This window comes from Candidatus Paceibacterota bacterium, from assembly GCA_030583745.1.
GTDB lineage: Bacteria > Patescibacteriota > Minisyncoccia > Phycocordibacterales > BOKC01 > BOKC01.
This window is the reverse complement of record CP129473.1, coordinates 14,510-26,667: the sequence shown is the minus strand read 5'-3', so window position 1 is coordinate 26,667 and position 12,158 is coordinate 14,510. Positions and strand designations below refer to the sequence as shown.

Here is a 12,158-nt window from a genome sequence, read left to right as displayed (position 1 = left end):
TTTAAATTAAATTTCCTATTTCTATTCACTCTCACTTTCAACCTTTCCACCTAATGTCCTAAGCGCTTTAAGAGCCACCTCTCCTTGCTTGTCTGCTGGAACTTTATCAGTCGGACCTTTGCCGGGAGGCGCTCCATGCCAACGGAAATCTCTTTCAAACTCAGGAACACCTTTTCCGGGAATAGTATGAGCAATGATCACCGTCGGCTTGTTAAACACGGCTTTACCTTGATTAACCGCATCCACAATCTCTTCAAAATTATGACCGTCAATTTCAATTACATGCCAATTCCACGCTTCCCATTTAGCTCGCAAAGGTTCTAGTGGCATAATATCTTCAGTAACGCCGTCAATTTGAATATTATTTCTGTCAATTATCGCTATTAAATTCCAAAGCTTTTCTTTTCCGGCAAGCATCGCTCCTTCCCAAGTATTTCCGGCGTCCAACTCGCCGTCTGACATTAAGCAGTAGAAAAATTTTTGCGATGAAGTTCCGTTATTAATTCTCTCAGCTAAAGCCATACCAACTGCTTGTGAAAGTCCTGAACCCAAAGGTCCGGAACTGGTTTCAAGCGCCGGTAAATATTCTCTATGAGGATGTCCTTGCAGGTGAGAACCAAATTTTCTCAAGGTTTTAAGTTCTTCAACTGGAAAATATCCTGCGTGAGCCATTGTCGCGTAAAGCACCGGACAAATGTGCCCGTTGGATAAAATCACCCTGTCTCGCTCTTCCCAAAGTGGGTTTTTAGGGTCATGTTTTAAGAGATGAAAATAAAGCACAGTAAAAATGTCCGCCATTCCAAGAGGCCCGGCGGTATGTCCTGAGCCGGCTTCAATCAGCGATTCAATAATTGACTGCCTCACATTATTGGCAATCAATGCAAGCTCGTCCTTTTTTTGGTCAGTTAGTTTGTGAGACATGCAAATATTTTAACCTAGATTTTTCAAATTCTCTATAGTGCCAGAAATGTTTCCGCTTTCAAAAATCGCCGAGCCGGAGGCGAGGCGGGTTGCACCGGCTTCTATCAAGCGAGGAGCGGTTTCCAAACTTACTCCCCCGTCAACACTAACGATCGCTTCCGGAAACTTCTGCTTAAAACTTTTTATTTTTTCCAAAACTCTTTCATCAAACGGCTGGCCTTGAAAACCAATTTTGGCAATTCCCATAAACTGGACAAAATCTAATTCCGGCACAAATGGATAAACTTTTTCGTTCGGAGTGTCAATGTCTAGCGCAAGTCCGAGTTCAATATGAAGAGCTGAATCACTGGCTGGAAGTTTTTCTTTAAAATTTTTTACCAAACTACCCAAATCTTCTGTTGATTCAACATGAAAAATAATTCTTTTAGCGCCGGCGATAATCCAATCAAACCAAACGTTTTCCGGCTGGCGAACCATTAAATCAACCTCAAAATCCAATTCTTCCCAAAAGGGAAACTCTTTTTCTTCTTTTTTTATTGCTACAAAATCAGTGTTTTCGGAATTCAAATAGGGCCAAGATGCTTCCGGAGTGAGTTTGCCATCCATAACGTCAATCTGCACCAAGGGTACTAGCCCTACAACTTGAGACATTTTCTCTTCCAAATCATGAAAACTTTTTGGAATTATTGCGGGAATGACTTTAATCATTAGCTGTTAGCTTCTAGCATTTTTATTCGTCGTATATGTCTTTCGTCTTTTGAAAATGGCGTTTCCAACCAGAGCTTTACCGCCTCTTTGGCTTCTTCTTCGTTTAAGAAGCGTGCTCCTAGTGACAAAACATTAGCGTCATTGTGTTCGCGAGATAAAGAAATTATTTTTTTATCTCCGCCATAAAAAACTACCGCCCTGACACTTTTAAATTTATTGGCGCAAATTGCCTCGCCTTGCCCCGAACCACCGATCACGATGCCCTTAGCATCGTGATCGCCCTGAGCTTGTCGAAGGGCTATTTCTTTTGCAACAAGAGAAATAAAATCTGGGTAATCATCATCCGGATTCAATTCAAAGGCGCCTTTATCTTCCATCTCATATCCAAGCTCTTTCAAAAAAACTTTTAGTTTTTCTTTAAGTTCAAACCCGGCGTGGTCTGATGCAATAAAAATTTGCATATTTATATTCTATCATAGTAATATTTTTAATTCTTATTCCCTCAACAAATATAATTTAAAAAATTTTAGACCGTTTAGAAAAAATCTTAAACTCCCTAAAAATAACAAATATAACCAATTCAACACGGCCGTGTTGAATTGGTTATATATTTTGTGTTTCTTTAAGTTCAAGCCCAACGCGGTCGGATACGATAACAACTTTTTTATTAAAAATTTTATTTGATATACTGACCAAGTTTTACTACATGCTCAATCAAAGTATGAACATACCCCATCTCGTTGTCATACCAAGCTAAAACTTTTACTAGGTTTCCATCCACCACGCGGGTCAAATCCAGGTCGGCGATTGAGCCGTAAGGGCTTCCTAAAATATCGGAAGAGACAAGCGGTTCTTTGGTAATTCCAAAAATTCCCTTCCATCTTTCTTCTTTGGCGGCTTTTTCCAAAATTTCATTTACCTCTTCAACAGAAGTATTTCTTTTAGCGATAAAAGTTATATCGGCAATAGAACCAGCCGGAACCGGTACCCGCAGAGCAATGCCGTCAAATTTGCCCTCAAGCTCTGGAATGGCTTTAGTTGTGGCAGTAGCCGCTCCGGTTGAAGTCGGAATAATGTTTTGCGCCGCGGCGCGACCAAGCCGGAATTTTTTGCTGTTCGGTGAATCAACCACGCTCTGACTGGCGGTATAACCATGAACAGTGCTCAAAAGTGCTTTTTCTATACCGATCATCTCGTTCAAAATTTGAATGACCGGACTGCCGGCATTTGTCGTGCAAGAAGCGTTAGAAGTAATGTTGCAGGTTTTTAATTTCTCATCATTAATACCCATCAAAACTGTGGCCTGCGATTCATTAGACGGTTCGTCTTTTGCCGGCGCAGTGATAACTACGCGCTTGGCACCAGCTTCCAAGTGAACTTTGGCTGTTTCAAATTTGGTAAAAACGCCGGTCGATTCAACGACAACATCAATATCAAGCTCTTTCCAAGGTAATTGCAGAGGGTCTTTCTGACTAAAAAATAGAATTTTTTGACCATCAAGTGACAAGTGCTCCTGACGCTCGCCAATTTCTACTTCAAATTTACTTTTACCATAAACAGTGTCGTATTTTAAAAGATAAGCGATGTTTTCTATATCGCCCAAATCATTGACCGCTACAATTTCTAAATCTTCTCTTTCCAAAGCTGCTCTAATAAACGATCGGCCAATACGCCCAGCGCCATTTATAGCAACTTTTATCTTTTTTGTTTTAGACATTTTGCTGTTTAACTTTGCGAAACAGAAGGCGCAGTTTGAACGATCTCATCAACCTCACAAACTCCGGCAACACAAGCTAATTCTTTTTTAGCTTCAGTCTCGTCTTGCTTCTCATAAGTCATGATTTTTGAAAAATCAATATGCTCAAGACGTCCTGATATTTCCTTATATTTCTTCTCATCGATTTCTTCAAACGGAGCTAGTTGGTAAACATGGTTATCTCTCGGAAGAAAAGAAAGTCCGCCAATAATGTCCCAGTTTTTGTACAACCAGTTAGCTACCTCAATCCACTCGTTTTCACCAATTGAAACGGTTACTGAAGGATTGTGTTCGGTATAATTTTCCTTCACCAATTTCCAATACTCAAGTTGCTCAATGGCAGATAAATCGTCTTTGAATATGTGCGAGCCGGCAGGCGCCTTAACTGGAAACTCAAAGACGAAAGTATAAGCGCTCTCCATCGTCTGACCAACCTCCGGCTTATAGGGCACGCCCTGATCGCGCAACATTTTGAAAAGAGAATCGGTAGCTGAAATTCTAATTCTCCTTATGTAGTATTTTGAATATCTAGGATGCATACCTGAAGCGCAATCAACCATCTGCGACAAAGTTCCTGACGGCTTGACGCAAGTGATGCAGGTTGAAATGTTCACACCAAACTTCTTAGAGTATTGTCGATTGATCTTTACCGCCTCGTCACGTAGGGCTTTCAAAACTTTGGCATCTTTCAGGGCCGGGCAATCCCAGTGACCAGTAATTGAAACTCCGAGTAGTCTTTCTTTTTCACAATTTTCTTTCCATTTTTTTGAAAGATAAGAGAAATTGGTTAAGGTCGCTTGATAAGTACCAAGAATGGTGGCCAAACGCATTTTTTTCAAAAGCGAATCTAGATTGTCTTCTTTTCTGGCTACAATTTCGGACAAGTTGCAGAATTGTTTAGATTGCAAGATTATTTCGCCGCAAGGATTAGTTCCAATACTTCCTATAATATTCTCTCCGGTGCTGTCAAAATAACTCTCTGGGCATTCTTTCAAGAATTTAATTCTTCTTTGGGGCAAAGTCTTAGCAAGTGACCCTCTGTTGAAAATCCCTCTCTCACCACTGCCAGACTTCATCAAAGCGATCCATTCTTCTAGAAATTCTGTGCTAGTCGGCTTATTGGTATAAACTGCTGAATTATTCGCCAAGCTCCTTTGCGGTTCGGTAATATAAAACTGACCTTTTTTCGCGTCTCTAATTTCCTGATCATCAAAATCAGAAAGAGAAATCATGGCACTCCGTCGAACACCTCCGGAAACAACACAGTCACCAACCATGCAGATAATATCGTGAACATCAATATTTGAAAGACGCTTGCCCTGTTTTTTCAGCATTTTGTCTCTGGTAAAGCTAAGCAATCTTCTCAATGGTTCCGGCCCAGAAGCTTTGCCCCCCATAGTTTTCAAGCGAGCGCCAGCGGGTCTTATTTTAGAATAATCAAATTCAATATCACTCCCTTCAGCCCAAGTCTTCATACCCAAAACAAAAGCGTTGCACCACCCTTCTTTACTATCTTCTATAACACAAGCCGGCAGCTTTTTACCAGTTTGGATTTTTATTTGCGGAAATTTTTGAACGTTCTGACTTTCAGCCGACCAACCAACTCCGGTGCCACACATCGAAACATACATTATCTCCGCCAAATCTTGAAAATTTTCTGGCGCGATGTATGAACAATTATAAGCGCAGACATTAGTTGAACGCGCCGCCTTACCAGCAAACTGCAACAAACGCATTGATGGCATCGCTTGGTGATTTAAAATTCCCTCCCTGACTTCCTGATATTCAGATTTGCTTAACTTGTCTCCAAGATTTTCTTTCATGAAGCCAACATAACGATCAACTGTCTCAATCCAAGTTTCTCTTCTCTGCTCTTCTTCAATCCAACGCGCATAAGTTCTGTAAAAGATAAATTCGGCTAAAGAATTTTTAAAATACTTCTTGCTTTCAGCAGCAAGTTTTCTGACTTTCTCCGGAACTTGCAAACCAGAAACTCTCATTTTGTTTCTTTGCTCACGATAAAGAATGTAAGACTTAGCGGTTGCGACATATTCGGAGAGCATCAGTTCTTTTTCAACAGAATTCTGAATTCCCTCAACAGTCGGCAAAAAATTTGGATGTTTTTTGGAAATTCTCACCAAATCCGCTAAAACTTTATTCGCAACCATACCTGCCTCTTCAAAAGACCCCTCGCCGGTTGCCAACATGGCTTTGTAAATAGCACTTGAAACTCTTTCAATATCAAAATCAACAACTTCACCACTTCTTTTCTGAACTTTCTTTATAAGATTCGACCTTTTACCTTGCGGTTTTGCTGTTTTTACCATGTCTCTTTTTGTTAAGCGAATAAAATTATTTTGCCCATACATTTTAACCCAAAAAAGTTTTCCACAGAACAGAAAAAAGCAGGTTTTTATCGTTGGAGAAAACAAATCACAGACTTTGTAAAGACAAAATCCGTGCTCCCAAAAAAACCCTTGAAAAATAAGACCTGAATTTGGAAAAATTTAGCGACAAGAAATGATTTTGAGGAGAGAAAACGGACGGTTGGGGAAAACTTTATTTCAATTCGGCCACGTCTCCGATTTTGACTGAATTTTCATCGAGAAATCCGGCATTTAATTCCAAAACATAAAGCGCTGGGCTTACTGGATAAAAAACTTCTGGAAAAGTTTCCGGTGCTACAGATTTTTTGAAATCAACGACTGATAAATTTTCATCTAACCACACAATATCGATAGCAAATTTCATTTCCTTCATCCAAATGCCGTAAAAATCCGGTTTTTCAAAGACAAAAAGAAGTCCATGACTGTCATCTAGTCCGTCTCTACCTGACAAACCCTTAATCCTTGTTTCTGTCGTATCTGCTATCTCCAAACTTACCGTTGAATTGCCGATAAGCAATATGTTTTCTTCATAAAATATATCAGGGGTCGTATGTTTTTCAGTTGGAGATTCAAAAATTAAAATAAAAAATAAAATTGTGCCGATAAAAAAAATAACGGGCGTGATAAGAAAAATAAATTTTTTGTTTGCAAGATTCATTTAAAATTAATAATTTAACGATGCGAGCACCCGGGCCAGCAACACGGGCGTCGTTTACCCTTTTGTAAATCTTCTTGGAGACGCGCGAGGTGTCTCTCTCTTGTTTCCGGCTTCTTAACGATAGTGACATAGCAAATCCACTCGTTACGAGCAAGCGCAGTGAGCTGATTCCAAATCTCTAACACCTTTGGATTTTTTTTCAAAGTATCTTTGAGATCTTTCGGTACTTTATGAGCGACACCTGTGGCCACCTTCACCATATCTATTAATTATTTTTTTGCTAAAACCGAGATTAACAGTTTCTGTATAATTTAGATGATTTTAGTTTCTATTTATATGACAATCTTATTATATAATTTTTTTCTATTACTGATAGGGATTTTGATGACTAATTAGATTAAGATGCCTATCCAAATGTTACAATGTTTGAATGGACTTACGATCAGGAATCAGTCTCTGGCCCGCGCAAAATGGCAAAATATATAGTTATGAACCTTTAAAGGAAAATATTACCTGCGATATATTAATTGTTGGAGGCGGAATCATGGGCGCGCTCTTAGCTTACCAGCTGTCAGAGAACAATGAAAATGGTTTGACAATCGCTCTGGTGGAGAAAGATGAAATTGCAAAAGGTAGCACCAGCGCAAGCACTGCGCTCCTCATCTACGAACTGGACGTGGGCTTAAATAAACTCATAGAGCTCGTGGGTGCTGAAAAAGCAGTGCGCGCCTACAAAGTATCCCTTTCCTCGGTAAAAGAAATAAAAAATATTATCGAAAAAATCGGAGTCGACTGTTGCTACCAAGAAAAGAAAACCATTTACCTCTCGGGAAGTGGTGAGGACGTGGAGGATCTAAGAAAAGAGTACCAGACCTTAAAGAAGAATGATTTCAAGGTTGATTACGTAGAGGCCAAAGAATTAAAAGAAAAATATAACATCGACAGAGAAGCTGGAATAATCTACCACGAAGGAGCGGAGGTTGATCCATATAAATTAACCCACGAACTTATAAAAAAATCTCAAAAGAATGGGGTAAAAATTTATGAGCATACGGATATTGCCGAAAGAGAGGTGGGAGACAGAAACACTTGCGAAAAAGGCATACTCACCACGAGTGGATTCATCATTAAAACTTGCGACCTAGTTTTCGCCACCGGCTACGAAAGCCAGAATTACTTAGGCCAGAATTTAGTAGATTTAAAAAGCTCTTATGTAATAGCAAGCAACCCCCTCCCCGATCTATCCTCTCATTGGCTGCGAGATTACTTAGTTTGGGAAACATCCCGACCATACTTATATGTAAGAACCACCCCCGACAACAGAATTATCGTAGGAGGTGAAGACGAAGAAGTTGTAGACCCAAAAGCCCGCGACGCTCTTTTGTCTAAAAAAACAAAAACTCTGACAGAAAAATATGGATCATTGATTAAAGACCTTCCTATATCTGTCGATTATGCATGGACTGGCACTTTCGGCGAGACTAAAGACGGACTCGGCTATGTAGGAGTACCGAAAGATTATAAAAATATATATTTTACTCTCGGATTCGGGGGAAATGGAATAACCTTCGGCGTTATTGCTGCGAATATTTTGGTAGACATAATTTTAGGCAGAGGCGTAGAAAATCATGACTTATTTTCTTTCGATCGGTTAGAAAATTGAGTCGGGCAAAAGTGAAAATTGGCGGTGTTTGTTGGACAAAGTTCGAAACTATTTCGAGCAAAACCCAAATGATTAAAAAGGACTCGGCAGGGCGAAACAATTTGTCTGGGGCCCTGCCTCGGCTGATTTCCCGCCCGCAGGAGGGGTCTGGGGAGGAATGCGGGCGGGTTCTGGATTCGCCAAAAAAATTTCTGCGTCAATTATTATGATATCAAATCCTGAACCATCAGAAAAATGTTTTTCTTGGCTGGCCACAAATTACGAATTTTCTCCCTCATCTCCTGATGTTGTGGATATCCACTATCTAGTTTTCCGCCCATAAGGTCGGAAAACTCCAGATTAAGAATCTCTGTGAGAGATTCTTTGATATCATTATATGCCAATTTTGAAAGCCCGTCGTCCAGCAACTTTTTTCCGAAAGCGTGCCAAGTGTAAAAATGTAAAAGTTCGTGCATTATTGTGTTGGTGGAAAATTCCGAGCCGATTCTAACGAAAAAGTAGTTTTGCTCAATATTGTAAGTACAACGTTCGTTGTGGGTTAAATAGACAGTGATAATCGGTGTAGGGTAGGAAATATCAAATATTTTTTCTACACGATTAATAAAAACCTGCTCGGCAATTTTCCAACGCTTCTCAATGACGACAATTTCCTTGTTTACGTCAAAACCAGTTATCGCGTCTTGCTCTTCAATAAACTCTTTAACTTTCTCTGTTTCAAAATAGTCGCCGTATTTTTCAGAAAATGCAATCTGAAACTTCGTCGGTTTTTTACTATTTACCGCTCGAGTTCCATTGATGAAATTCTCTATATCTTTTTCTATGTTGTATGTAAAATGTAATTTCATAATCCTACTCTGTCATTTTTCTTAAAATTTTTACCCCAACACCAATAATTTGCAAAAAATTAGTGTGGGGGGCTTTTTCGTCGGGCTATTTATCCTGAGCTTACCGAAGGAGAACCTTGGACGGTCAAGCCCTGCAAAGCATATTTAAGCTTATTCAGTATAACAATTTGAGGTTCTAACAGCTTCTTACCCAACATAATCAAATCGGGGGATTTTCTTACCATCAACCCTAACTTCTTCTGTAAACATAGATAACGGTCTCACCCATAAAGCATTTGGACCAAATTCTTCTGAATCATATAAAGCTCTATAGACAACTAATGGTTCCAGGGTCTCGGCATGATGAGCAAGTCCAAGAACTTCGTATTCATTGCCTTTGTAATGTTTATATTTACCCTTTTGTATTTTTGATTTCATATTTCCTCGTGCTAGCTGTTAGATGCGGAGGGTAAGGGATTCGAACCCTTGATGCCTTTCGACATACACGCTTTCCAAGCGTGCGCACTAGACCGCTATGCGAACCCTCCTTATATATTCAAAAATTCTAGATAGAACTATAAACGATAAGACTAAGTAGTGCAAAAAATATTGAAAGATAGAGAAGGGTGGCGGCTAAAGACAAAATCCAAGGTATAGGAAAAACAATAAAAAGCAGAACCAACCCCACGCCAACAGACTGTAAAATCATTTTAACCTTACCCGGCAAGAGAGCTGTTATTGTTTTGTCGCCTCTTCTGATTTTTATAATGGCATTTAAAATCAAGAAGAGCTCTATGATGACAATAACCATCATCAAATAAAAACTCAAATAAATTGAAACTGCCACTGCGCCAACAGAACCGATTAAAAGCTTGTCAGCCAAAGGGTCATGAAGTTTGCCCCAATCAGTAATCTGTCGCCTAGTCCGAGCTAAAGAACCATCAATCGCGTCAGAAAAAGCCGAGATTGAAAAAAGAATTATGCTCCAGCCATGGAAGCCTGAGAGCAAAAGATACAAAATTACAGGGATAGAAAGATAGCGAAAAGTCGTAACGTGATTCGGAACAATATTTTTTGGTATCAGCCACAGAAAAACTTTATCCAAAATTTTGTCAAAGAAGTTCGGATTTTCAGAAACAGTTGAATGAATTCTTAAATTTTTAAACATTCCCAAAAATTATTTTTCTCCACGTAAAGCTCTGATTCTTTCTTGCGCTGGCGGATGAGTAGAAAAAAGTTTGTTCATAAAACCGACAAAGCCCTGTGAACCGAACGGATTGGAAATAAAGAGATGCGAAGTAGCGTGGCTAGCATGTCGCATCGGCCGGCTGTAATTTGAAATTTTCTGAAGAGCCGAGGCCAAACCTTCCGGGTAGCGAGTCAAAAGCGCGCCGGAAGCATCAGCTAAAAATTCTCGCTTTCGGGAAACTGCTAACTGAATAACTTTCGCGGCAATTGGCGCCAAAATTATGGCCACAATTGCCAAAATCATAAGCCAGCCGGCGCCTTTGCCATCTCGCCGTCCACCGCCGCCGAAAAAAGCCATTCGCCAAGAAATGTCGGCTAGAATCGCAATGAATCCGACCAAAGTTACGGCAATAGTAGAAACCAGCATATCGCGATTGCCGATATGAGAAAGCTCGTGAGCAATAACCCCTTCAAGTTCCGTGCGGTCTAAAATTTGAAGCAGGCCGGAAGTGACCGCCACAGCGGAATTTTTTGGATTACGGCCAGTGGCAAAAGCGTTCGGTGCCGAGTCCTCTACAATGTAAAGTTTCGGCATCGGTAGTCCGGCAGTTATGGAGAGATTTTCAACAATGTTCCAAAGCTCGCGGTGGCTTTCGCGAGAGACCGGCTTAGCTCGCGTCAGTTTGATAACTATTGTGTCCGAATACCAGTAACTGAAAAAATTCATCAGAATAGCAAAAATGACTGCAATATAAAGAATGCCCGGTGAATCAAAGTACCAAGAGATCAGCCAGCCGACGGCAATTACCACAACCAAAAAGAAAAACATTAAAAACCATGTCTTTCGGATATTTTTGTCTTGTTCCTTATATATATTCATAAGATTAGGGTCTAGCCACTAGGGTTTAGGGTATAGGGTTAGGGAAGAAATTAATTCCATTTCCCCAATTCCACCTAAAACGGATGTCTGATAACTAGCGTTTTAGCAATAATATCGTGAAGACCTTGTTTCTTCTTTGTCCAGCCAATCATAAAGTATCCGATAAACAAAATAAGGATGGAAAGAATTTTTGCAAAATGCCTTCCGGTCGCTCGCCAAAAAGAAAGTTTTTTGCCTTCAATATCGGTAACCTGAAGACGCAAAACCATTTTGCCAAGAGTTGCCTGTTTGTTGGAACTCTCAAAAAAAGCAAAATAAAGCCAGCCGACTATGGTACCGAGAAATTGCATTGCTTCACCAAAAATAAAAGACAAGATTCCAGAAGCAACGGCTAAGATAACCATATCAATAATTCCGGCTCCAAAACGACGCCAGAAGCCGGCAAATTTTACTTCCGGCAGAGCCGCAACCGCGACTTGAGACTGCGGTTGCGGCTGTCCTTCAACAAACGATTGGTTTTGCTCCATAAATTTAAAAAATTTTTTAATTTAAATAATAAAGTATGAAGTAAGGGTCGGGGTCTTTCTATAAATTTTTAAAAATTTACAGAAACTGGCTCTTTGGCCGCCACCTCCCCTTCACCAAGTTCAAAAAAGTCCCTTTGAGAAAATTTAAACATTTTAGCGATAATGTTGGCCGGAAATGACTCGACAGCGGTATTTAGATCTCTAACATTGGTATTGTAAAACCTTCGGGCTGCTTGAATTTTATTTTCTGTATCAGACAATTCTCTTTGAAGCTCTAAAAAATTTGTATTGGCTTTGAGGTCGGGATAATTTTCCGCCACGGCAAAAAGATTCTTCAAAGCGCCGGCAAGCATATTTTCACCTTGAGCTACTCCTTTTACATCGCCTTTGACTTCGGCGTTCATTGATCGAGTCCTTGCTTCAGTGACCGCTTCAAAAACTCCTTTTTCATGCGAAGCATAACCTTTGACGGTGTTGACCAAATTCGGAATAAGGTCATAGCGCCTTTTGAGTTGAACATCAATGTCAGCCCAAGCTTCCTTGGCTCGATTAATCAAACGAACAAAACGATTAAAGGCCATTATGACCCAGAGAACGATGAGGACAATAAGTCCAATAAAAATATATGTGAATGCGTTCATATTAT

The 12,158-nt window shown here is 40.0% G+C and carries 14 protein-coding genes and 1 tRNA gene; 1 reads left to right on the top strand and 14 read right to left on the bottom strand.

Going from position 1 to position 12,158, the window contains the following annotated elements:
* Positions 1 to 21: 21 nt before the first annotated feature.
* The 7 genes from QY304_00140 to QY304_00110 all read right to left on the bottom strand — a co-directional run bounded on the left by QY304_00140 (position 22) and on the right by QY304_00110 (position 6,696).
* Positions 22 to 921: a transketolase gene (locus QY304_00140; GenBank protein WKZ26502.1), complete on the bottom strand. Its 900-nt coding sequence runs from the start codon at positions 919 to 921 to the stop codon at positions 22 to 24.
* A 9-nt stretch (positions 922 to 930) separates the two neighbouring features.
* Positions 931 to 1,629 (bottom strand): hypothetical protein, encoded by a 699-nt coding sequence (locus tag QY304_00135; GenBank protein WKZ26501.1) that lies wholly within the window; start codon positions 1,627 to 1,629, stop codon positions 931 to 933.
* The gene (locus QY304_00130) at positions 1,629 to 2,090 is read right to left on the bottom strand and encodes an RpiB/LacA/LacB family sugar-phosphate isomerase (GenBank protein WKZ26500.1); all 462 of its coding nucleotides are present in this window, start codon (positions 2,088 to 2,090) and stop codon (positions 1,629 to 1,631) included. Before QY304_00130 ends, QY304_00135 begins: the two co-directional genes overlap by 1 nt.
* Positions 2,091 to 2,305: 215 nt before the next feature.
* Entirely contained in the window at positions 2,306 to 3,346 is a 1,041-nt protein-coding gene (gene gap / locus QY304_00125; GenBank protein ID WKZ26499.1) for a type I glyceraldehyde-3-phosphate dehydrogenase, read from the bottom strand.
* A gap of 8 nt (positions 3,347 to 3,354) precedes the next feature.
* Entirely contained in the window at positions 3,355 to 5,754 is a 2,400-nt protein-coding gene (locus tag QY304_00120) for an ATP cone domain-containing protein (protein ID WKZ26498.1), read from the bottom strand.
* 190 nt (positions 5,755 to 5,944) lie between these two features.
* Positions 5,945 to 6,430: a DUF192 domain-containing protein gene (locus QY304_00115; protein ID WKZ26497.1), complete on the bottom strand. Its 486-nt coding sequence runs from the start codon at positions 6,428 to 6,430 to the stop codon at positions 5,945 to 5,947.
* A gap of 14 nt (positions 6,431 to 6,444) precedes the next feature.
* Positions 6,445 to 6,696 (bottom strand): YdeI/OmpD-associated family protein, encoded by a 252-nt coding sequence (locus QY304_00110; protein WKZ26822.1) that lies wholly within the window; start codon positions 6,694 to 6,696, stop codon positions 6,445 to 6,447.
* Between the two features lie 164 nt (positions 6,697 to 6,860).
* On the opposite strand from QY304_00110, the gene QY304_00105 reads away from it, so the two are divergent.
* Positions 6,861 to 8,093 (top strand): FAD-dependent oxidoreductase, encoded by a 1,233-nt coding sequence (locus QY304_00105; protein WKZ26496.1) that lies wholly within the window; start codon positions 6,861 to 6,863, stop codon positions 8,091 to 8,093.
* A gap of 203 nt (positions 8,094 to 8,296) precedes the next feature.
* Here QY304_00105 and QY304_00100 read toward each other — a convergent pair whose 3' ends face one another.
* The 7 genes from QY304_00100 to QY304_00070 all read right to left on the bottom strand — a co-directional run bounded on the left by QY304_00100 (position 8,297) and on the right by QY304_00070 (position 12,153).
* Positions 8,297 to 8,938, bottom strand: a complete 642-nt coding sequence (locus QY304_00100) for a hypothetical protein (GenBank protein ID WKZ26495.1) — start codon at positions 8,936 to 8,938, stop codon at positions 8,297 to 8,299.
* Positions 8,939 to 9,124: 186 nt separating this feature from the next.
* Positions 9,125 to 9,355 carry a DUF1653 domain-containing protein gene (locus QY304_00095; GenBank protein WKZ26494.1) on the bottom strand — a complete coding sequence of 77 codons (231 nt, stop codon included), beginning with the start codon at positions 9,353 to 9,355 and terminating at the stop codon, positions 9,125 to 9,127.
* Between the two features lie 25 nt (positions 9,356 to 9,380).
* Positions 9,381 to 9,465, bottom strand: a tRNA-Ser gene (locus tag QY304_00090).
* A 17-nt stretch (positions 9,466 to 9,482) separates the two neighbouring features.
* Complete coding sequence (locus tag QY304_00085) at positions 9,483 to 10,085, bottom strand: CDP-alcohol phosphatidyltransferase family protein (GenBank protein WKZ26493.1); 603 nt, start codon at positions 10,083 to 10,085, stop codon at positions 9,483 to 9,485.
* Positions 10,086 to 10,094: 9 nt separating this feature from the next.
* Positions 10,095 to 10,985, bottom strand: a complete 891-nt coding sequence (locus QY304_00080; GenBank protein WKZ26492.1) for a zinc metalloprotease HtpX — start codon at positions 10,983 to 10,985, stop codon at positions 10,095 to 10,097.
* 74 nt (positions 10,986 to 11,059) lie between these two features.
* Positions 11,060 to 11,512, bottom strand: a complete 453-nt coding sequence (locus QY304_00075; GenBank protein WKZ26491.1) for an RDD family protein — start codon at positions 11,510 to 11,512, stop codon at positions 11,060 to 11,062.
* Positions 11,513 to 11,580: 68 nt separating this feature from the next.
* Positions 11,581 to 12,153: a LemA family protein gene (locus tag QY304_00070; GenBank protein WKZ26490.1), complete on the bottom strand. Its 573-nt coding sequence runs from the start codon at positions 12,151 to 12,153 to the stop codon at positions 11,581 to 11,583.
* Between the last annotated feature and the right edge of the window lie 5 nt (positions 12,154 to 12,158).

Bases quoted from the DNA above. Each gene is read 5' to 3' on its own strand.
- QY304_00105 (WKZ26496.1), top strand. From the start codon at position 6,861: ATGGACTTACGATCAGGAATCAGTCTCTGGCCCGCGCAAAATGGCAAA.
- QY304_00095 (WKZ26494.1), bottom strand. From the start codon at position 9,355: ATGAAATCAAAAATACAAAAGGGTAAATATAAACATTACAAAGGCAAT.
- QY304_00070 (WKZ26490.1), bottom strand. From the start codon at position 12,153: ATGAACGCATTCACATATATTTTTATTGGACTTATTGTCCTCATCGTT.
- gap (WKZ26499.1), bottom strand. From the start codon at position 3,346: ATGTCTAAAACAAAAAAGATAAAAGTTGCTATAAATGGCGCTGGGCGT.
- QY304_00115 (WKZ26497.1), bottom strand. From the start codon at position 6,430: ATGAATCTTGCAAACAAAAAATTTATTTTTCTTATCACGCCCGTTATT.
- QY304_00130 (WKZ26500.1), bottom strand. From the start codon at position 2,090: ATGCAAATTTTTATTGCATCAGACCACGCCGGGTTTGAACTTAAAGAA.
- QY304_00100 (WKZ26495.1), bottom strand. From the start codon at position 8,938: ATGAAATTACATTTTACATACAACATAGAAAAAGATATAGAGAATTTC.
- QY304_00140 (WKZ26502.1), bottom strand. From the start codon at position 921: ATGTCTCACAAACTAACTGACCAAAAAAAGGACGAGCTTGCATTGATT.
- QY304_00075 (WKZ26491.1), bottom strand. From the start codon at position 11,512: ATGGAGCAAAACCAATCGTTTGTTGAAGGACAGCCGCAACCGCAGTCT.
- QY304_00085 (WKZ26493.1), bottom strand. From the start codon at position 10,085: ATGTTTAAAAATTTAAGAATTCATTCAACTGTTTCTGAAAATCCGAAC.
- QY304_00080 (WKZ26492.1), bottom strand. From the start codon at position 10,985: ATGAATATATATAAGGAACAAGACAAAAATATCCGAAAGACATGGTTT.
- QY304_00120 (WKZ26498.1), bottom strand. From the start codon at position 5,754: ATGTATGGGCAAAATAATTTTATTCGCTTAACAAAAAGAGACATGGTA.
- QY304_00135 (WKZ26501.1), bottom strand. From the start codon at position 1,629: ATGATTAAAGTCATTCCCGCAATAATTCCAAAAAGTTTTCATGATTTG.